The following is a 24,142-nucleotide window of genomic DNA, read 5'->3' as shown; positions in this document are numbered from 1 at the left end:
CGTCAGTCGGTCTCCTCCCAGCCCAGGCGCGCGAGCCAGCTCTCGCCCTCGCCGGTACGGCGCGGTGTCGGGACCGCGGCGTGGTGCTCGGTCCCGGCCGTACGGGCGCCCGTGGGGCGGGTGTCGGTGGGACGCGTGTCGGGGGCGTGCGTGTCCGAGGTGGTGGTCATGTCGAACCTCCGGGTCGGTCGTGCCCTGCCGTGCCCGGGGTCGAGGTCCCGGGCACGGCAGGTCCTCCGGCGCCACGGTCGGGTCGGCGACGTCGCCTCGGGTCGTGTCCGGCGACGGGGAGCATCGCCGGCCGACGGTGACGTCGCCGCACGCGGGCCGGAAGTCGGGGAGCGTGCCGCACTGCGGCGCCCCTGCACGCTACGAGGCGCAGGGCCGGGGTGATCAGGTCTGAGACATCGGACCGCCGGGCGTCACCGTCCGGACGGTGAACGGGATGGCGTTCGGCCATTCGGCGCAGCGGCTGCGCCCGAACGCCGGTGCGGCTCTCAGGGCTCACGCCAGCACGATGCGGTCACCCTCGACCCGCACCGGTCGCTGGGCCAGCCCGGACTGCGCCGGACCGTCCAGCGGGGCGCCGTCGCCGGTGCCGAACACACTGCCGTGGCACGGGCAGGAGATGCCGGAGTCGGTCACCTGGTCGACCAGGCAGCCGGCGTGCGGGCAGGTGGCGTCGAACCCGACGAAGGTGCCCGGCTGCGGCTGGGTGACGACGACGCCCTCACCGGAGAACACCCGGCCGCCGCCGACCGGGATGTCGGCCGTCGCGGCCAGGCGCTGGGCGGCCGCCTGTGGCTGCGCGGAGGGGACCGCCGGCTCGCTCGACGGCGCGGGGCCGGTTCCGGTGGCCGCGGCCGACGCGGTCCCCCGGGGCGTTCCGTAGGTGGCACAGCCCGCGGCACAGCAGGCCGCGGCGGCGCCCGCGCCGGTCAGCAACCGGCGCCGGGTGAGCGGTGACATGGGGTCTCCTGGATCGTCGGTACGGGTCAGAACGTCAGGCCGTTGCCGGTGAAGAACCACAGCGCCGAGGTCAGCCAGACGCCCGCGAGGATCGCGAGCAGCAGCCCGCCGGCGACGGCGAGCGCCCAGCCCGGCACGCCGGGTCGACGCAGGAGCAGCATCTTCGTGACGAACGCGCCGTAGAACACGCAGCCCAGCGCGGAGTGCAGCAGGGCCGACGTCGTCGCACCGGACCAGCCGAAGGCGTACAGGCACTGCACCGCGACCGGGACGGTCACCAGCACGGCGGCCCGCCCGGACCAGCGGTGCACGACGGGTGTCATCGGGTCGGCGCTGCCACGGTGCAGCATCCGCCCGGTGACGCCCTGGACGATCGCGAGCAGCAGGGCGAACGACCCGAGCCAGGCCTTCACGGCGCCTCCGCTGGAGAAACCGGCGAGGTTCACCGCGACGCCCGTGCCCTCGTGCTGCCGGGCCAGGACGCCCAGTGCGACAGCGACCAGGGAGCCGACGACGACCGGGATCAGCACCGACCGCAACGGGAGACCGCCGTGCGGCCCGTCCGGTGGCACGGCGCCGCCGGGACCGTGTGCGAGGTCGGCGTCCGGGTCGTGGTCCTGCGGAGCAGGTGTGACGGCCTCGTGCTCGCCGGTCCACGTCCGCGCGTCGGCCCGGCCGGGCGCCGCGCGCGGACCCCGGCCCGCGCGGTCGAGCAGCGGGGCCGGGTCCCAGGGGTCGGCCGGCCCCCGCGGCCCGGGCCGCTCCCACGGTTCCGCGGTGGCCGTCGGGGCCATTGGGTCACCGGAGTCGCCGGAGCCGACGGTGCCGCCGAGGTTCCGCGGAACGCTGCCGGGCGACACCTCGGCCGCCTCATCGAGGCCGGGAGCGTTCCGCGGAACGCGGCCCTCCCACGGAGCGTCCGCCTCGCCCGGGCTCGGGTCGTTCCACGGGGCAGGCGCGTCCCACGGCTCGGCCGTCCCACCGACCGCGTTCCGCGGAACGCGGTCGTCGTGCGGTTCGGGGCCGTCCCCGGGCGCCGGAAACCCGTGCGGACGACGCTCACCCCGCGGGCGGTCCCCGAGACCGGATCCTGACGCGTTCCGCGGAACGCGGTCGCCCCACGGCTCGTCGGTGTCGCCGGGTGCCGACGCCGCGTTCCGCGGAACACGGTCGTCCCACGGATCGCCTGCGTCGTCGGGAGCAGGAGCGTTCCGCGGAACGCGACCGTCACGTGGCGCGGGCATGTCGCCGACGGGCGGAACGGCTGGCGGACGGCGTCCGTCCCACAGCTCGTCCCGGTCCCCGGCGGGGCCCGGCGCGTTCCGCGGAACGCGACCGGCCTGCGGCGGGCCCGGCTCGCCCGGGCGCACGGCGTTCCGCGGAACGCGGGGCTCGGGACCGGTGCCGTCCGGCCCGTACGGGTCCCACAGCTCGGCCTCCGGGATGCGGGGAGCTGCAGGTCCGGGCGGAGCCGCGGGGCCGGGCGGCACGCGCCGGTTGCGCGCGGCGATGGCGCGCCGCCGGGCGGCGATGCTCGTCCAGCGCCCGGCGGCCTCGGGTGCGGGTGCGTCCCAGCCGTCGTCGGGCGGGGCGGCCCGCCGGTCGCCGGGTGGGAACCGTCGGACGCTGTGTCCCGCGCGGTTCCGTCCCGGCGCAGCGGGGTCGGGCTCGAGCCAGGTGCGCTCGTCCGGCGGGTATCCGTCGTCGGGGCCCGGCCAGTCGGACCGGCCGGCCCACCCGGAGAGATCGGCCCGGTCGGGACGGTCACTCGGGCCGGAGCGGGTGGCCCGGCCGGGCGGCGTGGCCGCAGCCGGGCGTCCGACCCATCCGCCGCTGTGGTCGGGGCGGCGGGGGTGCGGGACGGCGGCGTCCGCGACCGGTGGGAAACCGACCGGGTCGGTGGTGTCGCGGTCGGCGTGCCGCGCGCGCGGGCTCATCAGTAGCCACCTCCGTAGCCGCCCGATCCGGCGTCGCCGACGGACCCGGTGTTGCCGGCGGGCGGCGCGGCTGGTTCCGCAGCGGCGGGTGCGCGCGGAGCCGTGAACTCCCACGTCGTCCCGCCCACCGATGCGGTGCCGGACGCGGCGCCGTCCCGCACGGTGTACTCGACCCGGCTGCCGTCCCCGGCGGTGAGCACCGTCGGACCGTCCTGCGCGACCGGCCCCGTCGTCCACGACTCGACGGCCGCGCCATCGCACACGTAGGCCTTCGCCGAGCCGTTCTCGACCCGGATGTCGACGCTCACCGCCCGGTCCGCCGACCAGCCGGTGTAGCCGGCGGAGCCCTGCGGAGCATCCGGCGCGGGTGGGGCGGCGGGCGCGGGCAGCGGCGACCCGAGTGCGAGGGCACCGGTCGCCTGCTCGACGGCGGGTGGTGCCGGGTCGGCGGTGAGGACGACGTTGGCCGTCGCCACCCCGACCGCCACCGCGCCGACGGCGGCCAGGGTCAGCGCGGGTCCGGCGGCGCTGGGCACGTCAGCCCACCTCGACCCGGACGGAGTCGAACGCGGGTGTCTGGTTCGCCCGCTGCATCATCGGCGTGCGGTGCGAGCCGTCCCCGGCCCACGACGAGCACTGGAGCTCGCCCGCCTGCTCGACGCCGGGCACCTCGACCGTGACGCTGTCCGGGGCACTGCCCCCGCCACCGTCCTCGGTGCCCTCGAAGAACAGCGGCTCCGGAGCGGCGTCCGGGGCCTCGTCGGAGTTCGGGAGCATCCGGCACGCGGTGTGGAAGTGCCCGCGCTGCAGACCTTCCTCGTTCAGCAGCGACGACTCGACGTAGTAGCCACCCTGGGCCGCGGGGAGGAACCGGTCGCGGACCAGGTTCCGGGTGCTGACGGTGATCGAGAACGCCTCACCGGGGGCGACCCGGTCCGGGGCATCGGTGATCAGCAGGGACGGGCTCTTGTCGGCCGCGGCGACCTCACCGAACGACGTCGACACGCAGCGCGGGGCCTTCTGGAAGCCGTCGTGCGCGACGAGGTCGCTGCCAGTGCAGTCGGAGGCCAGGATGTCCAGGGGCTCGGCGGCGGCCTGGTCGGGGCCGTCGTTGGCGCCGGCGTTGTCGTCGTTGCCGTCACCGGCCTGGTTGTCGTCGTCCGGAGCAGCAGCGTCCTGCTCGGCTCCCTCCTGCGCCGGGTCCTCCTGTCCCGGGTCCTCCTGCTCCGCAGCGGACTGCGCCGGGTCCTCCTGCCCGGGGGCCGCCCGGTCGGAGTCCTCCGCGGCGGAGCCGGAGCCCGCCGAGCCCGAGTCCTCCTCCTGGCCCGACGACGCCGACCCCGAGTGGTTGTGACCACCGCTCGACCCGGACCCGGTGACCCCGGACCCGCTGCCGGACTCCGCGACGTTCTCGGTACCCGGGTTCTCCCGGTCCGCCGTCACCGCGCCGGCGGCGTAGGCCGCCGGGCCCGCCACGAGCAGGCAGGCGGCGAAGGTGGCGGCCGCGATCATCCGGCGGCGGCTGGCTGTTCTGGCTCTCATCGGTGACGACTCCTCGGCGCGGTCCGCGCGTGGCGCGCGCCGCTGGGTGGGGACGGGTGCCGGCGGCGCCCGGGTGCGGGCTCCGCCGTCCCGTGCGGATCGGGATCGGGTTCGGACAGGTGGTCGGTGGGCGTGGCCCCGAACAGCGGGGCGGGATCCCAGGGCGGGGCTGTGTCCAGAGGCGGTGCGGGGTCGACGGGCGGAGCGGGGTCGGAGGGCGTGGCGGCGGCCCCGAGGGGCCGGTCGCGGGCCGTGCCGAGGACGTCGTCGTCCGGTCCCGGCCGGGTCGGCGGGACGCGCGTGAGCTCGTCCCACGGGTCGGGCGGGCCGACCGGCAGGACCGGCCGGGCGGCGGCACCGGCGTCGTCGTCACGCGGCCGTCGCGGACGCGGGATCAGTCCGGTGGCGGGCAGCAGCTTCGGGAGGATCGCGCTGCCGCCCCCGGGGCGGCCGCGCCGGTAGAGCGTCATCAGCAGCCCGCCCGCGGCGAGCAGCGCCACCCCGACGACGAGCGCCGGGACGACGACATCGGACGTGCTGCGCAGCGGCGCCGGATCGGGCGGTGCGGGCAGCGCGGCGTAGTCCACCAGCCCGGTGGACTCCAGGTAACCGATGTGCCGGGTCACGTAAGTGTCGGCCTCGGTGGCGAACCGGCGCATCAGGTCGTTGCGGGTGCCCACCCGCACGTCGGTGATCACCGGCAGCACCGAGCCGTGCGCCGACCGCAGGATGTGCACGAACTGCCGGTCGTAGTCGGTGCCCGTCCGCGCGGTCAGGTCGTTCATCCAGCCGATCTGCTGGTCGCTGGGCCGGCTGGGCAGCGGGACGCCGAGCTGCTCGGAGGTGGTGCGGACGAGCTCGTCGAGGTCGTGGTGCTCGGCCCCGATCTTGCCGGCGATCTCGCGCACGGCCGGGGAGCTGGCCTGCTGCTCGCCCTGCTCCCCGGTGGGGGCCTCCCACAGACCGGCGAGGCGGACCTTCTCCAGCAGGTCGCGGTCGGCGGGGCCGAGCGGACCCCACCGGGTCTGGGTCCACCCCTGGGCGACCGCGGTGGGCACGGTCGCCCAGGACTGGGCCAGCGCGACGGCCAGGACCGCGGCGATCGCGGCCAGGATCGACCAGCGCAGCGGGCCGGGGATCCGGCGGGACATGGTGTCTCTCCTTGTGGAACGGGGGTCAGACCTGGGCGAACTGCTCGGTGTGGACCCGGTCGTCCGGGACGCCGAGCGCGCCGAGGGTGTCGAGGACGTCGGTCACCAGCTGCGGGCGTCCGCAGATGAAGTAGTCGAGCCGCAGGTGCGGCTGGTCCAGGTCGGTCAGGACGGCGGCGAGCAACGCGGTGTCGATCGGCCCGGTGGCACCGCCCCAGTTCGGGGCCGGTCGGCGCAGGACCTCGGTGACCTGCAGGTCCAGGCAGGTGCGCAGGTGCGCCAGCTCGGCCCGGAACAGCAGGTCCGCGCGGTCGCGGGCGTGCACGACGAGCCGGTACGGCCGCCGGTCGCCACGGTCGGCCGCGGTGCGGAGCATGCTCATCATCGGCGTGATGCCGACCCCGCCGGCGATCAGCACGAGCCCGGTCGAGGGCACCGCGTCCGGGGTGAACGAGCCGTACGGGCCGTCCACCCACACCGGGGTGCCGCGGTCGAGCTCACGCAGCCGGGAGGCGAAGTCGCCGGTGTGCCGGACGGTGAACTCGACCCGGCCACCGTCGACGGCGGACGAGGCGATGGTGAACGGGTGTTCCTCCACCGACATCCGCTCCAGCCGCAGCCAGGCGAACTGGCCGGGCCGGAACCACGGGCCGGCGTGCCGGGCCGGCCGGGTCAGCACCAGTGTGGACACGGTCGGGCTCTCCGGGCGCACGACGTGCACCCGGAACTCGCCGGCCGCGGCGCGGGCGCCCCAGCGCAGTACGAGCACCGCGATCAGCACCAGCCCGAGCCCGGACAGCACCGGCCCCATGACGGCGTCGGTGACCAGGTTGTTCAGCCAGAACACGTGCAGCGCCGACGCCCCGACCACCAGCGCGGCCAGGCTCAGGTGCACCCAGCGCCACACCTCGTGGGTGCCGGAGCGCACCCCGCGCACCGCGAGCAGGAGCAGGACGCCGATCGCGACGGTGGCGGCGGTGGCCGCCTGACCGCGGGCCGGGGCGGCCATCGGGACGAGCAGTCCCACCCGCTCCGGCTGGTCGGCGACCACGCAGGCCAGGTGCAGCGCCACCAGGGCCCCGGCGAGGATGCCGAGCCTGCGGTGCAGGCCCAGCAGGGTCTCCAGCCCGAGTGCGCCGGACAGCCCGCGCACCCGGGACGGGAGCACGGCGACGATCACCATCGCGGACAGCGCCAGCAGACCGGTCAGCACCGACATCTGGTGCAGCAGCGGCAGCGGGCCGGTACGCAGCATCCAGATCACCGACGGGCCGACCAGGACCGCGACCAGCAGCGACCCCCAGATCAGGCGCGCACGGCGGTGCGCCAGCCAGGCGTCGGCGGGCGGGTCGTCCCGGCGGACGGGTGCGGTGACCGGATGCGGGGCGGGGCGGCTCACCGGTCGCCGGGCCGACGCCCGGCGGTGGTCACGGCCCGCAGCACAGCGGGGTGGGACGGCGCAGGAAAAGTCCAGCCGGTGCGGGGTCGCACCGGACGGGGGTGCGCGATGCGCGCTACTGTCGTCCGGACGCCACAGGCGCGTCCGGGCAGCACGAGGCCTCGACGGGTCATCGGGTCACTTCCGGTTTCGGGGAGCGGCCGGGCGGGGGGTCCCGGCCACCGCCGCGGCTCGTGGGGAGCGGACCGCGGGCGGCAGCGACGACCATAGGAACCGCGAGGGCCCCGAGGTTGCCTTCCTGAGAGGGGTCACCGCCGTCCGGCACCGTGAAGCGGCCGAGCGGCACCCGATCGGTCCGGTCGGAGTACGTACGTCCGTCCATCCGCCGTCGAGCACTCTCAGGTGCTCACCGCTCACCGACCGGAGCGACGACGAGCGCACCGGAGCGGCGCGGACGAGGTGCACCGGAGATGCGAACGGGCCCGGCCGCACCGTGGTGCAGCCGGGCCCGTCGCGCCGAGACGTCCGCCCTGCGGGTCAGGCGGTCCCGGCCGGGGCGACCGACCGGACGCCCTCGGAGAGTTCCTGCGCCAGTTCCTTCACCGCCGGCGGCCCACCGGCCTCGAGTGCCTGCACGAACGCGGTCCCGACGATCACGCCGTCGGCGTAGGACCCCACGTCGGCGGCCTGCTCGGCGGTCCGCACGCCCAGCCCGACACACACCGGCAGGGTCGCGAACTCGCGGGCCCGGGCGACCAGGTCGCGGGCCTCGGCGCCGACCGAGCGGACCCCGGTGACCCCCATCAGCGAGGCCGCGTAGAGGAACCCGCGGCTCGACTCCACGGTCAGCCGCATCCGCTCGGGCGTGGTCGTCTGGGCGACGAGGAAGATCCGGTCGAGGTCGTGGCGCTCGGACGCGGCCAGCCACTCGTCGGCGTCGTCGGGCAGCAGGTCGGGGGTGATCAGCCCGGACCCGCCCGCCTCGGCGAGCTCGGCGGCGAACCGGTCGATGCCGTAGCGGTCGATCAGGTTCCAGTAGGTCATGACGACCGCCGGTGCGCCGGTCTCGACGACCCCGCGGATCGCGGTGAACGCGTCCCGGGTGCGGGCGCCGTTGTCCAGCGCCTGCTGGGTCGCCCGCTGGATGACCGGGCCGTCCATCAGCGGGTCGGAGTAGGGCAGGCCCGCCTCCACGACGTCCACCCCGCCCTCGACCATCGCGCGCATGGCCTCGACCGACCCGGCCACGTCCGGGTACCCGACCGGCAGGTAACCGATCAGGGCCGCCCGGCCCTGCGCCCGGATTGCCTCGATCCGTGCCGCGACTCCACGCCCGCTGGTCATCGGACCTCCCCGTCGGTCACCGCATTGCCCTGGTCGTCGACGAGCCGGAAGTACTTCGCGGCGGTGTCGACGTCCTTGTCGCCGCGTCCGGACAGGTTCACCAGCACGACCGCGCCCTCGCCCAGGCGCCGTCCCTCGCGCAGCGCCCCGGCCAGCGCGTGGGCGCTCTCGATCGCCGGGATGATGCCCTCGGTCCGGCAGAGCAGCCGGAACGCCTCCATCGCCTCGGCGTCGGTCACCGACTCGTAGCGGGCCCGGTGCAGGTCGTTGAGCCAGGAGTGCTCCGGGCCGACGCCCGGGTAGTCCAGTCCGGCCGAGATGGAGTGCGAGTCGCGGGTCTGGCCGTCCTCGTCCTGCAGGATGTAGCTGCGCGACCCGTGCAGGACCCCGACGTCTCCCCCGCCGATCGAGGCCGCGTGCCGCGGGGTCTCGACGCCGTCACCGCCGGCCTCGAAACCGACCAGCTCCACACCGGTGTCGTCGAGGAACGCGTGGAAGATCCCCATCGCGTTGGACCCGCCGCCGACGCAGGCGCACACCAGGTCGGGCAGCGCGCCGGTGAGCTCCTGGACCTGCTGCCGCGCCTCGACGCCGATGATCCGCTGGAAGTCGCGGACCATCGCGGGGAACGGGTGCGGGCCGGCGACCGAGCCGATCAGGTAGTGGGTGTCGGCCACGTTGGTGACCCAGTCGCGCATGGCCTCGTTCATCGCGTCCTTGAGGGTGCGCGTGCCGGAGGCGACGGGCCGGACCTCGGCGCCGAGCATCCGCATCCGGGCGACGTTGAGCGCCTGCCGCTCGGTGTCGACCTGGCCCATGTAGACGACGCAGTCCAGGCCGAGCAGCGCGGCCGCGGTCGCCGACGCGACACCGTGCTGGCCCGCGCCGGTCTCGGCGATCACCCGGGTCTTGCCCATCCGCTTGGTGAGCAGCGCCTGACCCAGCACATTGTTGATCTTGTGCGAGCCGGTGTGGTTCAGGTCCTCGCGCTTGAGCAGGATCCGCGCCCCGCCCGCGTGCTCGGCGAACCGCGGCGCCTCGGTGACCAGGCTCGGCCGCCCGGAGTAGGTGCGGTGCAGCTCGGCCAGCTCGGCCTGGAAGGCCTCGTCGGTCATGGCCGCGTGGTAGGCCTGCTCCAGCTCGTCCAACGCGGCGACCAGCGCCTCCGGGACGTAGCGGCCGCCGAAGCGGCCGAAGTACGGGCCGGTCTGGTCGACCAGCCGCGCCGCACCCCCGGCCGGGGGAATGACGGTGTCGGTCACGAGTACTCCCTGACGGATCTGCGCGAACCCGCGATCGTCGGCGGAGCGCGTCACGGGCGGCGGCCGGGTCGATCGGGTGCGTCCGACGGTACACCGCGCCCACCACGCGCGATGCACGACGTACGCGCCCGCCGCCGTGTCCCGAGGGGCACCCTCGTAGCGCTCCGGGCCCCGAGGGTGCCCCTCGGGACAGCAGGGCCGGGGCGGCGCTCGGCTCAGACGTAGCGGGGACGTCCGGCGGTCCAGCCGGCCACCATCTCGACCACGACCACCACACCCAGCAGGACCAGCGACGCCGTCCAGCTGCCGGTGGCGCCGTGCAGCATCCCGAACAGGAACGGCCCGGCGGCGCCGACCAGGTACCCGACGCCCTGCGCCATCGCGGACAGGTCGGTCGTCTCCGACGCCACCCGGCTGCGCAGCGTGATCACACCCAGCGCCAGCGGGAACACGCCCATGCCGACCCCGAGCAGCACCGACCAGAGCCACGGCGCGGCGGCCGGGGCGACCGTGAGGCCGATGATCGCGGCCAGCGAGCACGAGGCCAGACCGACGATCCAGCCGGACTGCGACGGCCGGTTCAGCGCGATCGGCGGCACGACGAAGCTCAGCGGGATCCCGATCAGGTTGATCACCGCCAGCATCAGGCCGGCGTCGGTGCGGGTGATGCCCTCCTCGACGAACAGCTCGGACAGCCAGCCCATCGCGACGTAGGCGACGCAGGCCTGCAGCCCGAAGAACGCGGTGATCGCCCAGGCCAGCGGGCGGCGCAGCATCGAGCGGCGCGGCTCGGCGCCGGCCGGGGCGGGCGCGTCGGTCGTCGTGCCGTGCCGCGCACCGCACAGCCACACCACCAGCGCGGCCGCGGACAGCAGCGCCCACGCCCCGACCGCGCCGCGCCAGCCGCCGACCAGCGGCTCCAGCGGCGGGGTCAGCGCCGCCCCGAAGCCACCGCCCGCGGCGAGCGCCGCGGTGTAGATGCCGGTCACCCGGCCGACGGCGTGCGGGAACGACTCCTTGACCACGACCGGGATGAGCACGTTGCCGATCGCGATGCCCGCCGTGGCGACGAAGGTCCCGCCGAGCACCACCCACGGACCGTCGACGATCCGCAGGGCCAGGCCCAGGGTGAGGACGGCGAGTGCGGCGCCGACCGCGCGTGCCACCCCGAAGCGGCGGCCCAGCCACGGGGCGGCGATCGCGGCGAGCCCGAAACAGATCGTCGGCACCGCGGTGAGCACGCTGGTCCAGGCGGCGGAGGCGCCGAGGTCGTCGCGCACCTCGCCGAGCACCGAGGCCATGCTGGTGACGGCGGGGCGCAGGTTCGCCGCGGCCAGCGCCACGCCGATGACGAGCAGTGGGGTGCCGAGCAGCGCGGCGTGCCGCGACCGTTCGCCGACGGCGCCCTCCGAACCGGTCCCCTGCTCAGCAATGCTCACGAAACAGTATTGTTACAGACGTAGGATGTTCGGATGGAAGGATGATCCGGTGCCTCTGGTCACAGCACGTCGTGGCAGCCTGGTCGACCAGGTCATCGACCAGCTCCGCAGCGCGATCTCCACCGGCGAGTGGCCGGTGGGCTCGCGCATCCCGCCGGAGTCGGAGCTGGCCTCCTCGCTCGAGGTCGGCCGCAACACCGTCCGCGAGGCCGTACGGGCGCTCGCGCACGGCGGCCTGCTCGAGGTGCGGCAGGGCGACGGCACCTACGTGCGCGCGACGACCGAGCTGTCCGGTGCGCTGCGCACGCTGTGCGGGGCGGAGCTGCGTGAGGTGCTGGAGGTGCGCCGCACCCTCGAGGTCGAGGCCGCCCGGCTGGCCGCGGCCCGCAGCACCGCCGACGACCGGGTCGTGCTGCGCGCGGCCCTCGCCGAGCGCGACGTCGCCGTCGAGGCCGTCGCCGCCGCCACCCGCCGGGGCGACGAGCCGGGGCCGGCCGAGCTGGAACGGGCCGCCCGCGCCGACACCGATTTCCACCTCGCCGTCGTGCGCTGCTCGGGCAACGCCCTGCTCTCCGAGCTCTACCGGGGGGTCGTCGAGGCGGTCGCCGGCAGCGTCGCGGCCACGATGCCCGGTTCCGTCGGCACCGACGACGACGTCTCGCACACCGGGATCGTCGACGCCATCACCGACGGCGACGTGGAGCGCGCCGCCCGGGAGGCCGGCGACTTCCTGGACCGGTTGATCGCCCAGCGGCGCAACACGGCCGGGGCCTGACCACCTGCGGGGGCGCACCGGGGAACGCAGCCGTCCGCCGAGCACGGCGTCGCGTCCACCGAGCCGGTGACCACCCGTCCCGGCGACGGCGAGCGGGAAGGTCACGTTCCGGTTAACGTGCCGCGCGTGCTGAAGGGCTTCAAGGAATTCCTGCTGCGCGGGAACGTCATCGACCTGGCCGTCGCGGTGGTGATCGGTGCCGCGTTCACGGCCGTGGTCACCGCGTTCACGACCTCGTTCCTCGAGCCGCTGCTCCGGTTGTTCTCCGGGGGCAGCGAAGCGGTGCCCCCGGGCACGATCCCGCTCACCGACGAGGTGCAGCTCGACTACGCGGCGTTCCTCAACGCGATCATCCAGTTCTTCATCACGGCCGCGGTCATCTACTTCCTGGTCGTCTACCCGATGAAGTGGCTGCAGCAGCGGCGCAAGCGGGGCCAGGAGGAGGACACCCCGGAGACCGACAGCGAGCTGCTGACCCAGATCCGGGACCTGCTCCAGGAGCAGGCCGAGCGGGAGCGGGAGCAGACGACCGTCCCGGGCCGTGGGCCGATGCCCCCGATGGCGCCGGGAGCCCCGATGGCGCCGGGAGCCCCGGTCCACACGGGCCCGGCGGGCCAGGTCCCCACCCGGGCGATGGCTCCCCCGCCGTACGCGGACGGCGCACGCCCCACCCGTCACCGCGGCTGATCAGCCGGGAACGGCCCGACGGGGTGACCGGCTCACCCGCTGCGGCGCAGGGCCCGGATCGGGGCCGCCAGCTCCTTCTCGAAGAACTCGAGGAACCCGTCCGGATCCGGACCGGCGTTGATCAGCGCCAGCCGGTCGTAGCCGGCGTCGACGAAACCCTGCGCGGTCGCGAGGTGCTGCTGCGGGTCCGGGCCGGCGCCGAAGACCCCCGCCATGTCCTCGACCCGGACGAACCGCGTGGCGGCCTCGAAATCGCGCACGTTCGGCAGCTCGGACTGGACCTTCCAGCCGGTCGGGCCGAACCGGAACCGCTCGTGCGCCGACGCCAGCGCCTCGTCGGTGGTCGGTGCCCAGGCCAGCGGCACCTCGGCGTAGCGGGCACCGGTGCCACCGGCGGCGAGGTAGGCCTCGATGAGGTCGGTCCGCGGCTCGGTGACGAACAGGGCGTCGCCGAGCTCGGCCGCGATCCGCGCGGCCCGCGGACCGCCGGCGGCGATCGCGATCTCCGGCTGCGCCTGCGGGAGGTCGAACACCCGGGCGTCCTCGATGGACAGGTGGCGACCGCGGTAGGTGCGGTAGCCGCCGGACCAGAGCAGCCGGATGATCTCGCACGCCTCGCGGAGCATCTCCTGCCGCACGCCGACCACCGGCCACCCGGCGCCGGTGACGTGCTCGGAGAGCCGCTCACCGGAGCCGAGACCGAGAGTGAACCGGCCGTCGGCCAGCAGCGACGTCGTCGCCGCGGCCTGCGCGATGATCGCCGGGTGGTAGCGGATCGTCGGGCAGGTCACCCCGGTGGCGAGATGGATGCGCTCGGTCCGCGCGGCGATCGCGGCGAGGACGGACCAGGCGAAGCCGGAATGACCGTGGCTCTCCAGCCAGGGGTGGTAGTGGTCGGAGATCTCGACGAAGTCGAAGCCGGCCTCCTCGGCACGCACGGCCTGACGGACCATCTCCTGCGGGGAGAAGCCCTCTGCGAAGAGCTTGTAGCCGATCTGCACGGGACCGGCCTACCCGCCGGCGACGGCGGTCACTCCTGCGGCAGGAGCACGATCTTGCCCGCGGTGTGGCCCCGCTCGAGCTCGGCGACGGCGTCCCGGACCTTCGGCAACGGGTAGCCGGCCACGACCGGAACCTCCAGCGCACCGTCCGCGACGAGGTGACCGAGCGCCGCGAGGTCCTCGCGACCGTCGGCGTCCGCGGTGCCCCGGGCGTGCACGCCGTGCCGGTCCGCGGCGCCGGGATCGGCGACGGTGGCGATCCGGTCGGCCGGGATGCCCAGCTCGACGGCCAGGTCGACATAGCCGTCACCGTGCACGTCCACCCAGGCGTGCACCCGGTCCGGCAGCGCCGACCGCAGGTTCGCCCGGGTCTCCTCGCCGCTCGCGCCGTAGGCGACCGGGGTCACCGCCATCTCCCGCAGCCGGTGGCGGTTGCCCGCCGAGGCGATCCCCACGACGTGCACGTCGCGCAGCTGCAGCAGCTGGGCGGCGATCTGCCCGACCCCGCCGGCCGCCCCCGAGACGACGACGGTCTCCCCCGGCTGCGGGGCGACGGCCTGTACCGACGCGGTGGCCGCGGCCCCGGCGACGTGCAGCGCGCCCGCGGTGGCGGGGTGCAGCCCGGCGGGCCGGTGCAGGACCTGCTCGGCGGGCACGTCGACGTGGGTGGCGTGCGCGGCGCGCTCGTCGGTCCAGCCGAACACGTCCTCACCCGGTTCCACGTCGGACACCCCGTCGCCGACGGCCGCGACGACGCCGGCCCAGTCGCTGCCCTGGCCGCTGGGGAACTCCAGCGGCCGGGTCCCGGCGAACGCGCCCCGGCAGGAGCTGATCGACACCGGCCCCTCGCCCCGGTTGACCCCGGTGGAGTGCACCTCGACCAGGACGCGTCCCGGCCCGGGATCGTCGAACCCGACGTCGGCCACGTACAGCTCCTCGACCTCGCCGTAGCGGTCGAACCGCACGGCCCGGCCGTTGCGTGTGCTCATGTGTCCCCGGGTTCCCGCTCGGACACCGGGCTCACCCGATGAGGCGGGTCACAGCCGTCCGGGCCGGCCCAGTCGCCGTCCCCGCCCGGTCACGGCCGCGCGCGGGATCTCCTCGGCGAGCGCCGCCGCGACCCGGGCGGCGAACGCGCCGGGTTCGTCGGCGGCGTCCGGGTACTCCTCGACGATCCGGTCGACGACGCCGAGCTCCGCGAGGTCGGCGCTGCGCACCCGCTGCCCGGCGACGACCTCGGCGGCGCGCTCGGCCGTGCCGTGCACGATCGCGCTGGCCCCCTCCGGTGGTAGCGGGGTCAGCCAGGCGTGCCGCGCCGCGAGCACCCGGTCGGCGGGCAGCAGGGCCAGCGCGGCACCGCCGCTGCCCTGCCCCAGCAGCACCGACACCACCGGCACCGGGAGATCGGCCAGCTCGGCCAGCCGGCGGGCGATCTCGCCGGCCAGCGCACCCTCCTCGGCGGCCGGGCTCAGCTCGGCACCGGCCGTGTCGATCACCGTGACCAGCGGGAGCCGGAGCTCGCGGGCCAGCTCGGCCGCGCGGTGCACGACCCGCAGGTCCGTAGGCCCGGGCGCACCGTCGCCGGCCCGGTCCTGACCGGCGAGCACGCACGCGGACGCGCCGAACCGGGCCAGGGTCAGCACGGTCGCGGCCGCCACCTCCCCCGCGCCGGTGCCGTGCAGCGCGACGGTGTCGTCGGCCGCGGCGAGCACGGCGCGCACGCCCGGCCGGTCGGGGCGGCGGGTCGCGGTGATCGAGGTCCACGCGTCGGAGGCCGGGGCGGGCGGCCGCTCCAGGTCCGGCGCCTCCCCCGGGCCCGCCCGGCGGCCGGGCCCGTCGGCGAGCCGCTCCACGGCCGGGGTGGGCGGCGGGGGCTCCGGGGAGTCCCCGCCGGCCGCCGCGACCACGTCGGACCCCGTGATCCGGCCGGCCCGGGTCAGCACGAGAACCCGGCGCAGCACCGGCGCCAGTTCGGCCGCGGTCAGCACCCCGTCGACCAGGCCGCGCTCGTGCAGGTGCTCGGCCGTCTGCACGTCCGGCGGGAACGGGCGGTCATACAGCGCGCGGTACACCCGCGGCCCCAGGAACCCGACCAGCGCGCCGGGTTCGGCGAAGGTCATCGAGCCGAGCGAGCCCCAGGACGCGAACGCGCCGCCGGTGGTCGGGTGCCGCAGGTGCACCACGACCGGGAGCCCCGCCCGGCGGTGCGCCGCGACCCGGTCCGCGATCCCGATCATCGCGAGGAACGCGGCCGTGCCCTCCTGCATCCGGGTGCCGCCCGAGGCCGGCGCGAGCAGCAGCGGGAGCCGGGCGGCCGTGGCCCGCTCGACGGCCGTCACGATCCGGGCGGCCGCGACGGTGCCGACCGAGCCGGCGAGGAACCCGAACTCGCTGCAGACGACCGCGACCCGCTCCCCACCGGCCCGGCCCTCGCCGGTGACGACGGACTCGTCGGTCCCCGCGTCGGTCCGGGCCCGGGCCAGCTCGGCGCGGTAGCCGGCGTCGGTGCCCGCGGGCGGGGCGGCGGGGACGTCCCACGACCCGAACGAACCCGCGTCGAGCACGGTGTCCAGGTAGGACGCCGATCCGGTGGAGCCCGCCGGGCGCGGGGCGGCCGGACGAACGGTTCGGGACACGACTCACTCCTCCGGTCGGTCGACGGTGCCGACCCCGCCCCGGCGCTCAGCCGAGGTCGACGATCGCGGCGACCGGGCCGCCGCCCTCCGGGCCCTGGTGCGCGGCGGACACCGACACGAACACCGCTGGGTCCCCGGTGACGGCCGCGGTGACGCCGCCGACGCAGGCCTTGATCTGACGGTGCCAGTGCACGTCGGAGTCGTCCAGCATGGCGTTGCGCCGGCCGCGGACGGTGCCGTCCTGCGACGCCTCGCACTTGAGGAAGACGTTGACCAGGCGGTCGTCCAGATCGGACGGGTGCGGGCGATCGGGCAGGTCCAGCCCGGCGTCGCGGATCGCGCTCCAGATCCCGTCGGCGTCGAGGGCGTCGTCCATGACCGAGTGCCCGATCCGGTAGCGACCGCCGACCCCGCGGGCGTTGCCCACGACGACGACCTGCGCCCGGTCCAGCTCCACCCCGGACGAGCAGGACGCGACCGCCGAGTACAGGTCGCGGTTCTCCATGACGTCGTCGTCGGTCGGTGTCTCGATCTCCCCGAGCGCGACGGCGACGCCGAGCGCCGTACAGCCGTTGGACAGGTCCATCGACTCGTGCGTCTGCTCGGTCCACACCGTCTTCCCGCGGGACTTGGCGTCGCGAATGGTGTGGATGGTCAACAGCGGGGTCTTGGTCTGGACATAGTGGACGTCGGCCGGGTCGGTGATGCCGGCACGCTTCATCGCCTCGCTCACCGCATCGGCGACCTTCGTGATCATCGGGGTGCGGCCGATGTCCTCCGGGGCGAGCTGCTCGCTCATCGCGAAGCCGACGGTGAGCCGCGGCTCGTCGGACGGCGTCACCTCCTCCGGCGGGACGGTCGCGAAGATCGTCGCGTGTGGACTGATCACGCCGTCGGTGCCGCCGGACCAGACGATCGGGACCTCCCGGACCTGCTCGGCCGGGGCCCCCTTGGCGATCAGCACCTCGCGGAAGGCGCGGTCGGCGATGATGCGCGTGTAGTCGTTCACCCCACCGTTGCCCTCGGTCTTGCCGATGATCGCGACGACCCGCTCGGCACGCAGCACCCCGGAGTCGATCAGCGTCGCGAGCTCGCTCGCGTCGGCCACGGAGTGGATCGGGACCTTGCGCACCTCGATGGCGTCGGGCATGTCGGCTCCTCTCAGGTCGGGACGATGACTGTTCCGTGGTCGCCGGTTCCGGATGCGGGGTCGTGCCCGATCCCGGCGAGGTGTTCCAGATCGGTGATGACGGCCCGCAGGCCGCCCTGCTCGACGAACCGGCAGGCGGCATCGATCTTGGGGCCCATCGAGCCGCCGGCGAAGTGCCCCTCGGCGGCGTGCGCCCGCACCTTCTCCACCCCGACGACGCCCAGCGGTTCCGCCGACGGGGTGCCGTAGCGCAGCACGGCGTGCGGCACGTCGGTGGCGACGACCAGGACGTCGGCGTGCACGGTGCGGGCCAGCACCGCGGCCGCGAGATCCTTGTCGATCACCGCCTCGACCCCGCTCAGCGCCCCGTCGGCCGCCCGGACCACCGGGATGCCGCCGCCACCCCCCGCGACGACGACGAACCCGGCGTCGACCAGCGCGCGGATCGCGGGCCCGTCGACGATCTCGCGCGGTTCCGGCGAGGCGACCATCCGGCGCCAGCCCCGCTCCCCGCGGTCGGACCAGATCTGACCGTGGTCGGCCAGCAGCGCGGCCTCCTCGGCCGGCAGGTACCGGCCGATCGGCTTGGTGGGATCGGTGAAGCCGGGATCGTCGGCGGCGACGACGGTCCGGGTGACGACGGCCGCGGTGCGCCGGTCGACGCCGCGGGCGGCCAGGGCCGCGTCGAGCGCCGTCGTGAGGACGAAGCCGAGCGTCCCCTGGGTCTGGGCGCCACACCAGTCCAGCGGGACCGGCGGGACGACCGAGGCGGCCAGCTCGTTCTTGACCAGCAGGTTCCCCACCTGCGGGCCGTTGCCGTGGGTGATGACCACGTCGACGTCGCGGGCGAGGAGCCCGGCGACGGCGTCGGCGGCGATCCGGGCCGCGGCGACCTGGTCCTCGGGCCGGGCGCGGCCGTCGGCGGCGGTCATCGCGTTGCCGCCGAGCGCCAGCAGAACCCTCATGCCGATGAACCTAGGTTCGCGGTGCGACGTGGCTCACCGTCGCCGGGGACGGAAAGCGAGCCGGATCACTGGCAGATCTTGCCGAATCGGCGTCTCGAGTCGGCCCGCGGCTCGTCGCCGGATCACCGCTGCAGGAGCGCGTCGAGCGTGCGGGTGCCGACCGGCAGGCCGTGCCGGTCGTAGTAGGCGAACATCGCGTCGAACCACGCCCCGAGCCCGGACGGGCCCGGTACCTGCTCGGCGGGGACACCGGCCTCGGCCGCCAGCTCCGCGACGGTCGCGACGCGGGAGGCCAGCTCGTAGGTCGCGCCCTCGTGCCCGGGCACGGTGAGCACGGTCGCGGCGGCCGCGGCGACGTCGGCCAGGTCGGCGAACCCGAACACGGCCTCGACGTCGTAGGGCACCCGGACCGGCCCCGTGAGGTCGAGGTTCTGCAGGTAGGCGCCGGGCTGCAGGATCGTCCACCGCAGACCGGACCGGCGGACGACGTCCTCCGAGCGGGCCTTGCCCAGGTGGTGCGGCATGTCCAGGGCGTACGGCGACGCCACCGAGTGGTAGACGACCCGGTCGACGCCCGCCACCCGCAGCTCGTCGAGCACGCCCGCGACCAGCGCGGGCTCGTCGGGATGCATGTTCGGGGCGATCACGTACGCGGCGTCGCAGCCGGCCACGGCCTCCCGCACCCGATCGGCGCGCCCCAGCGGGACCGCCGTCGCCCCGCGCGCGTGCAGCGCTTCCGCCACCGCCCGCCCCGTCCGCCCGTTCCCACCGGGAATCGCCACACGCACCCGCTGCCTCCGCTCTCTCGTCCCGTTGCCGGTCTCGCGGCCCCACGCTCACGCCCCCGCTGCCCGCTCGTGCCCCACGTACGCGCTGCCGAATGACACACGGGTGCGCGGACACGAACACTGACGTGACACTCGATGCCCGCGATCCGCACGCGCCGCTCGCGCCGCACGCGCGCGCTGCCGAATGACACACAGGTGCGCGGACACGAGCACTGGCGTGACACTCGACGACTGCGTTCCGCTCCTGCACACGTGCGCGCTGCCGACTGGCACAGAGGTGCGCGGGCACGAAGACTGACATGACACTCGCTCCCGGCACAGTCGCCGTGCCCCGCGGCCCCCGTCGTCGCGTGCGGCAGAAGTGTGCAGATCGACATCCGAGCCGGGCTCGACACGCACGCTCCCGCCCCTCCCCGGCTCGACATGCACAGTTCCGCCCTTGAGGAGGCGCGAACGTGCAGATCAACAGCTGAGCAGGGTTCGAGACGCACGCTTCCGCCCGCGACAGGGCGCGAGCGTGCAGCTCGACTGCTGAGCCGGCATCGACGCGCACGATTTCGCCCCTTGGCAGAGCGAGAGCGCCACGACGCTCGCCCGAGACCCGTCCCTGCCACGCCGAGAGACACACAGGTGCACGGACACGAGCACTGAGGTGACAGTCGACGAGTGCCCGGCGGACGACACCCGAGCCGGGCTCGGCACGCACGCCTTCGTAGCAGGGCTGGAGTGCGCGGCTCGGCTGCCGAGCGCGTCGACCTGCACAGTTCGGCCCATGACAGGGCGCGACCGTGCAGATCGACAACCACGCCAGGCTCGACGTGCACGCTGTCGTCCCCGGCAGGGCGGGAGTGTGCGGCTCGACCGTCGAACGCGCCCGGCATGCGCGCTTCCGCCCACGAGGGGGCGCGAACGTGCAGCTCGACAGCCGAGCAGGGCTCGACATGCACGCTCCCGCCCCGGCGCGGGTGGGGTGTGCGGGTGCGCCGGGCGAGATGCACGCTTCCGGCCTGCGGGGCGGGGTCAGAGGCGGTCGACGTCGGCGTGCGGGGCGCCGCCGGCAAGGGTCGCGTAGCCCGGGCCGCGGTCGAAGAACGCGTCGTCGTCCGGGGACCACGGGGCGCGGCGGGCCCGCTCGGCGGCGGTGGCGGCGGGGTCGTGGCCCAGGGTGTCGTCGTCGAGCGACCCGGTGAGCACGACGCCGTAGTCGGCGCGCGCCGCCTCGGGCGAGACCTTGCGCCACACGACGTCACGCACGACGGCCTCCGGGGTGCGGGCCAGCGGGTCGCCCCACCCGCCGCCCCCGGTGGTGCGGATCCGGATCACCTCGCCCGCGGTCACCGGCTCGTCGTCGGCCAGGGCGTCGACCTCGCGCTCGTTCGGCCCGCCCGGGTCGATGGTGACCTGGAACGGCCGTCCGGCCTTGCCGCCCTTCACGCCCCAGCAGGACAGGATCGAGCGGTCCGCGATGGACATGAAGTGCGCGTCCTTGAGCATCCGGATGTGCTTCTCGTAGCCGAGGCCGCCGCGGAACTCGCCCGGTCCGCCGGAGTCGACGGCCAGTGACAGCGACTCGACCCGGAACGGGAAGCGGGCCTCGGTGAACTCGGTCGGCAGGTTCCGCGAGTCGGGGACGACGTGGATGGTGTCCTCGCCGTCGGCGTAGTACCGGCCGCCGGAGCCGCCGCCGAGCACCTCGCGCATGAGGTAGGGGCGCCCCTCGAGGTCCTCGCCGTAGACACCGGTGTAGCGGATCGTCTCCTGGTCGGCGGGCATCCGGCCGTCGACGGCCTTCGCGACCACGCCGGCGAGCACGCCGAGCAGCCGCAGGATGACGAACGTGCGGGCGTTCGTCGGGGCCGGGAACACCGGGGTGAGCAGCGTGCCGGGCGGCGGGAATCGCATCTCGATCAGCGGCACGACGCCCTCGTTGACGTCGAGCTCGGCCATCCGCTCGGGGCTCTCGGCGAGGTTGCGCAGGATCGGCGCGAGCCACTTCTTGAGGAAGACGCCGTCGGAGTAGTCGCCGCAGTGGTTGATCGGCCCCCGGGCCTGCGGGGAGGTGCCCGCGAAGTCGAGGATCAGCCGCTCGCCGTCCGGGTCGTCCGGCCCGGTCCGGGTCAGGGTGATCCGCTGGGCGTGCAGCCGCGGGTCGTCGACGCCGTCGTGCTCGGCGTAGTCCTCCCAGGTCCAGGTGCCGACCGGGATCCGCCCGAGGATCTCGCGGCGGTAGGTCTCGGTGGTGCGGGAGATGATCGCGTCGAAGCAGGACTCGACGACCTCGACCCCGTAGCGGTCGAACAGCTCCCCGAGCCGGCGGGCGCCCATGAGGCAGGCCGAGCACTCGGCGTCGAGGTCGGCGGCCAGCGACTCGGGCATCCGCGAGTTCCGGGTCATGATCGCCAGAGCGGCCCGGTTCGGCACGCCCTGCTCCCACAGCCGGATCGGCGGGACCATCAGCCCCTCGGAGAACACGTCGGTCGCGTTGGACGGCATCGAGCCGGGGACGGCGCCGCCGATGTCGTCGTGGTGCCCGAACGCCTGCACGAACGCGACCACCCGGCGGTCGTCGGACGGTCCGGCGAACACCGGGACGGTCACGCACAGGTCCGGCAGGTGCCCGATCCCGCCCTCGGAGCGGTAGACGTCGTTGTGGAAGAAGACGTCGCCCTCGCGCATCTCCTCGAGCCCGAACTCGCGGGCGATCGGGTGCACCAGCGCGGAGTACGAGCGGCCGGTCAGCTTGCGCAGCCTGCGGTCGTGGATACCGGCCCGGAAGTCGTGCGCGTCGCGGATCATCGGACTGCGGCTGGTTCGGGCGATGGCGGTCTCGACCTCCATCTCCACGCTGGCCAGCGAACCCTGCACGATCTCGACGAGGACGGGGTCGGCGCCCGCCCCGGCGTCGGCGGTCAGCGGGCCGAACGGGAACCGGGTGGGTGCCCGGCGGGATCCGGTGTCGGGGGAAGCCACGGCGGTCACGGGAGAGCCTTCCGGGTCACGATGATGTTCAGGAACTCGTCGACGCGGGCGGTGAAGCCCGGGTGCAGCGGGACGGTCGAGCCGAACTCCTCGACGATCGCCGGCCCGTCGATCCCCGAGCCGGGCACCAGGTCGGCGCGCCGGTACACGGGCGTGTCGACGAAACCGTCGGCCGCGTCGAAGCAGACCGGGCGGCGCGACGCCTCGGTGACGGCGGGGTCGTCGGCCAGGGCGTGGCGGGGGATGTCGGGGCGGCGGATCGGCCCGATCCCGGAGACCCGCAGGTTGACCCACTCGACCTGCTGGTCGGGGTCACCGGCGAAGTCGTAGCCGTAGAGCCCGCGGTGCGCGGCGTGGAACGACTCCGCGACCGTGTCCAGGGTGGACGTCGTGATCGGACCGTCGGGGACCGGCACCCGCACCTCGAAGGCCTGTCCGAAGTAGCGCACGTCGGCGGTGCGCACGAACCGGTGCTGTCCGGGCGCGAAGCCCTCCCGGGCCAGCGCGGCGGCGGCCTGCCCGGTGAGGTCGTCGACGATCCGGGCGACATCGGCGGGCTCCAGCGCGTCGGCCAGTGCCACGTGGGTCTGCACGTAGTCGTTCTTGACGTCGACGGTGAGCAGGCCGAACGCGGACACGTTGCCCGGGTTCGGCGGGACCAGCACGGTCGGGACGCCGAGCACGTCGACCAGCCGGCACAGCAGCAGCGAACCGGAGCCGCCGAACGTGGTGAGCGCGAAGTCGCGGACGTCGAGGCCCCGCTTGACGGTGACCTGGCGCAGCGCGTTGGCCTGGTTCCAGGCCGAGATCTCCAGGATGCCGGTGGCGCACGCCTCCGGGGTGAGGTCGAGCTCCTTGGCCAGCGTCTCGACCCCGGTGCGGGCGGCGTCGACGTCCAGCGGGATCTCGCCGCCGAGCAGGTGCGGCGGGATCCGGCCGAGGAACACGTGCGCGTCGGTGATCGTGACCTCGGTGCCGCCGCGCCCGTAGCAGAGCGGCCCCGGGTCGGCGCCCGCGGAGTGCGGGCCGACCTTGAGGGTGCCCTCCGGCGAGATCCAGGCGATCGAGCCGCCGCCGGCCCCGACCGTGACGACGTCGATCATCGGGATCTTGGACGGGAACCGGCCGACCGTGCCCTCCGTGGTCAGAGTCGGGTCGCCGTCGATCACCACGGAGACGTCGGTGGAGGTGCCGCCGCCGTCGGAGGTGAGGACCTTGTCGAAGCCCGCCTCCTTCGCGATCATCGCGGCGCCGAGCGCCCCGGCCGCCGGTCCGGACAGGACGGTGGTGATCGGCTGGTGGACGACCTCGTCGGCGGAGAGCACGCCGCCGTTGGACTTCATGACGTAGAACGGGATCTCGCGGTCGTCGTACTCGGCGAGCCGGTTCTTGATGTTCTCGACGTAGGTCGACAGCCGCGGCTTCACCGCGGCGTCCACCAGCACCGTGGTGGCTCGCTCGAACTCGCGGTACTCGCGCAGCACCTCGCTCGACAGCGACACGACCGCCCCGGGGTGCTCCTCGGCCAGGATCTGCCGCATCCGCTGCTCGTGCGTGGGGTCGGCGTAGGCGTGCAGGAAGCACACGCCGAGGGTGTTCACGCCGCGGTCGCGGAACCAGCGGGCGACGGTGCGCGCACCGTCCTCGTCGAACGGGCGGACCTCGGCCCCGGTGTGGTCCAGCCGGCCCTCGACGCCCTTGACCAGGTCCCGGGGCACGATCCGGCTGGGCTTGACCCAGAAGTAGGAGTTGCCGTAGCCGTCCGGGACGGACTGCCGGGCGATCTCCAGCATGGCCTCGTACCCGGCGGTGGTGACGAAGCCGAGCCGGTCGATCTTGCCCTCGAGGAGCTGGTTGGTGGCGACGGTGGTGCCGTGGCTGACGGCCTGGATGGCGGAGCCCTCGGAACCCAGCAGGCCGAGCACCTTGTCGATGCCGGCCAGGAACCCGTCGGCCGGGTTGGCGGGGGTGGACGGCGTCTTGGTGGTGACGAGCTCGCCCGCCTCCTCGTCGAAGGCGACGACGTCGGTGAACGTGCCACCGGTGTCGATGCCGATCCGGATGCGCCGGGTCATCGATGTCCTCCTGCGTGTGGGGCCGGAACCGATTGAACCGGCA

Annotated in this window: 20 protein-coding genes; 2 read left to right on the top strand and 18 right to left on the bottom strand. The window is 74.9% G+C overall.

Annotated elements, in window-relative coordinates; translation table 11 throughout:
• Positions 1-2: 2 nt before the first annotated feature.
• The 10 genes from BM093_RS36095 to BM093_RS22180 form a co-directional block, all read right to left on the bottom strand.
• Positions 3-170 (bottom strand): hypothetical protein, encoded by a 168-nt coding sequence (locus BM093_RS36095; RefSeq protein WP_177238635.1) that lies wholly within the window; start codon positions 168-170, stop codon positions 3-5.
• 334 nt (positions 171-504) lie between these two features.
• Positions 505-969: a Rieske (2Fe-2S) protein gene (locus BM093_RS22220; protein WP_093348315.1), complete on the bottom strand. Its 465-nt coding sequence runs from the start codon at positions 967-969 to the stop codon at positions 505-507.
• 26 nt (positions 970-995) lie between these two features.
• The gene (locus tag BM093_RS37475) at positions 996-2,906 is read right to left on the bottom strand and encodes a DUF6529 family protein (RefSeq protein WP_245773710.1); all 1,911 of its coding nucleotides are present in this window, start codon (positions 2,904-2,906) and stop codon (positions 996-998) included.
• On the bottom strand, positions 2,906-3,442 hold the full coding sequence (locus BM093_RS22210; RefSeq protein WP_093348312.1) for a hypothetical protein: 537 nt from the start codon (positions 3,440-3,442) through the stop codon (positions 2,906-2,908). The genes BM093_RS37475 and BM093_RS22210 overlap by 1 nt, the downstream gene beginning before the upstream one ends.
• Before the next feature lies 1 nt (position 3,443).
• Positions 3,444-4,448: a Pecanex-like protein 1 gene (locus BM093_RS22205; RefSeq protein ID WP_143105484.1), complete on the bottom strand. Its 1,005-nt coding sequence runs from the start codon at positions 4,446-4,448 to the stop codon at positions 3,444-3,446.
• Positions 4,445-5,599 carry a DUF4142 domain-containing protein gene (locus BM093_RS22200; RefSeq protein WP_093348302.1) on the bottom strand — a complete coding sequence of 385 codons (1,155 nt, stop codon included), beginning with the start codon at positions 5,597-5,599 and terminating at the stop codon, positions 4,445-4,447. Before BM093_RS22200 ends, BM093_RS22205 begins: the two co-directional genes overlap by 4 nt.
• Positions 5,600-5,624: 25 nt before the next feature.
• Complete coding sequence (locus BM093_RS22195; protein WP_093348299.1) at positions 5,625-6,998, bottom strand: ferredoxin reductase family protein; 1,374 nt, start codon at positions 6,996-6,998, stop codon at positions 5,625-5,627.
• A 537-nt stretch (positions 6,999-7,535) separates the two neighbouring features.
• A complete protein-coding gene (trpA, locus tag BM093_RS22190) occupies positions 7,536-8,342 on the bottom strand; it encodes a tryptophan synthase subunit alpha (RefSeq protein ID WP_093348285.1) in 807 nt (268 codons plus the stop codon).
• Positions 8,339-9,589, bottom strand: coding sequence for a tryptophan synthase subunit beta (trpB, locus tag BM093_RS22185; protein ID WP_425439190.1), 1,251 nt, complete (start codon positions 9,587-9,589; stop codon positions 8,339-8,341). The genes trpA and trpB overlap by 4 nt, the downstream gene beginning before the upstream one ends.
• A gap of 230 nt (positions 9,590-9,819) precedes the next feature.
• Positions 9,820-11,043 carry a CynX/NimT family MFS transporter gene (locus BM093_RS22180; RefSeq protein WP_245773709.1) on the bottom strand — a complete coding sequence of 408 codons (1,224 nt, stop codon included), beginning with the start codon at positions 11,041-11,043 and terminating at the stop codon, positions 9,820-9,822.
• A 49-nt stretch (positions 11,044-11,092) separates the two neighbouring features.
• On the opposite strand from BM093_RS22180, the gene BM093_RS22175 reads away from it, so the two are divergent.
• Together BM093_RS22175 and mscL are read left to right on the top strand one after the other, a co-directional pair.
• On the top strand, positions 11,093-11,818 hold the full coding sequence (locus BM093_RS22175; protein WP_093348281.1) for a FadR/GntR family transcriptional regulator: 726 nt from the start codon (positions 11,093-11,095) through the stop codon (positions 11,816-11,818).
• A 126-nt stretch (positions 11,819-11,944) separates the two neighbouring features.
• Entirely contained in the window at positions 11,945-12,505 is a 561-nt protein-coding gene (mscL, locus tag BM093_RS22170) for a large-conductance mechanosensitive channel protein MscL (RefSeq protein ID WP_143105483.1), read from the top strand.
• Positions 12,506-12,537: 32 nt separating this feature from the next.
• On the opposite strand, the gene BM093_RS22165 is transcribed toward mscL, so the two are convergent.
• From BM093_RS22165 to BM093_RS22130, 8 genes are all read right to left on the bottom strand, one after another.
• Positions 12,538-13,506 (bottom strand): TIGR03557 family F420-dependent LLM class oxidoreductase, encoded by a 969-nt coding sequence (locus BM093_RS22165; protein ID WP_093348276.1) that lies wholly within the window; start codon positions 13,504-13,506, stop codon positions 12,538-12,540.
• 29 nt (positions 13,507-13,535) lie between these two features.
• On the bottom strand, positions 13,536-14,495 hold the full coding sequence (locus BM093_RS22160; RefSeq protein ID WP_093348271.1) for an NADP-dependent oxidoreductase: 960 nt from the start codon (positions 14,493-14,495) through the stop codon (positions 13,536-13,538).
• 48 nt (positions 14,496-14,543) lie between these two features.
• Positions 14,544-16,142 (bottom strand): carboxyl transferase domain-containing protein, encoded by a 1,599-nt coding sequence (locus BM093_RS22155; RefSeq protein ID WP_245773708.1) that lies wholly within the window; start codon positions 16,140-16,142, stop codon positions 14,544-14,546.
• 46 nt (positions 16,143-16,188) lie between these two features.
• Complete coding sequence (bar, locus tag BM093_RS22150) at positions 16,189-17,292, bottom strand: barbiturase (RefSeq protein ID WP_093348266.1); 1,104 nt, start codon at positions 17,290-17,292, stop codon at positions 16,189-16,191.
• A gap of 11 nt (positions 17,293-17,303) precedes the next feature.
• A complete protein-coding gene (locus tag BM093_RS22145; RefSeq protein WP_093348261.1) occupies positions 17,304-18,257 on the bottom strand; it encodes a carbamate kinase in 954 nt (317 codons plus the stop codon).
• Between the two features lie 122 nt (positions 18,258-18,379).
• The gene (locus BM093_RS22140) at positions 18,380-19,000 is read right to left on the bottom strand and encodes an NAD(P)H-binding protein (RefSeq protein WP_218162870.1); all 621 of its coding nucleotides are present in this window, start codon (positions 18,998-19,000) and stop codon (positions 18,380-18,382) included.
• 1,065 nt (positions 19,001-20,065) lie between these two features.
• Entirely contained in the window at positions 20,066-22,024 is a 1,959-nt protein-coding gene (locus BM093_RS22135; RefSeq protein ID WP_245773707.1) for a hydantoinase B/oxoprolinase family protein, read from the bottom strand.
• Positions 22,021-24,099: a hydantoinase/oxoprolinase family protein gene (locus BM093_RS22130; protein ID WP_093348251.1), complete on the bottom strand. Its 2,079-nt coding sequence runs from the start codon at positions 24,097-24,099 to the stop codon at positions 22,021-22,023. The genes BM093_RS22135 and BM093_RS22130 overlap by 4 nt, the downstream gene beginning before the upstream one ends.
• Positions 24,100-24,142: the final 43 nt, after the last annotated feature.

Source organism: Pseudonocardia ammonioxydans (genome assembly GCF_900115005.1).
GTDB lineage: Bacteria > Actinomycetota > Actinomycetes > Mycobacteriales > Pseudonocardiaceae > Pseudonocardia > Pseudonocardia ammonioxydans.
Note: the sequence above shows the minus strand (reverse complement) of the source record. Positions and strands in the feature narration are given on the sequence as shown.

Excerpts from the sequence above, each read along its gene's own strand:
- BM093_RS36095 (WP_177238635.1), bottom strand. The coding sequence starts at position 170 with ATGACCACCACCTCGGACACGCACGCCCCCGACACGCGTCCCACCGAC.
- BM093_RS22220 (WP_093348315.1), bottom strand. The coding sequence starts at position 969 with ATGTCACCGCTCACCCGGCGCCGGTTGCTGACCGGCGCGGGCGCCGCC.
- BM093_RS37475 (WP_245773710.1), bottom strand. The coding sequence starts at position 2,906 with ATGAGCCCGCGCGCGCGGCACGCCGACCGCGACACCACCGACCCGGTC.
- BM093_RS22205 (WP_143105484.1), bottom strand. The coding sequence starts at position 4,448 with ATGAGAGCCAGAACAGCCAGCCGCCGCCGGATGATCGCGGCCGCCACC.
- BM093_RS22200 (WP_093348302.1), bottom strand. The coding sequence starts at position 5,599 with ATGTCCCGCCGGATCCCCGGCCCGCTGCGCTGGTCGATCCTGGCCGCG.
- trpA (WP_093348285.1), bottom strand. The coding sequence starts at position 8,342 with ATGACCAGCGGGCGTGGAGTCGCGGCACGGATCGAGGCAATCCGGGCG.
- BM093_RS22160 (WP_093348271.1), bottom strand. The coding sequence starts at position 14,495 with ATGAGCACACGCAACGGCCGGGCCGTGCGGTTCGACCGCTACGGCGAG.
- bar (WP_093348266.1), bottom strand. The coding sequence starts at position 17,292 with ATGCCCGACGCCATCGAGGTGCGCAAGGTCCCGATCCACTCCGTGGCC.
- BM093_RS22145 (WP_093348261.1), bottom strand. The coding sequence starts at position 18,257 with ATGAGGGTTCTGCTGGCGCTCGGCGGCAACGCGATGACCGCCGCCGAC.
- BM093_RS22130 (WP_093348251.1), bottom strand. The coding sequence starts at position 24,099 with ATGACCCGGCGCATCCGGATCGGCATCGACACCGGTGGCACGTTCACC.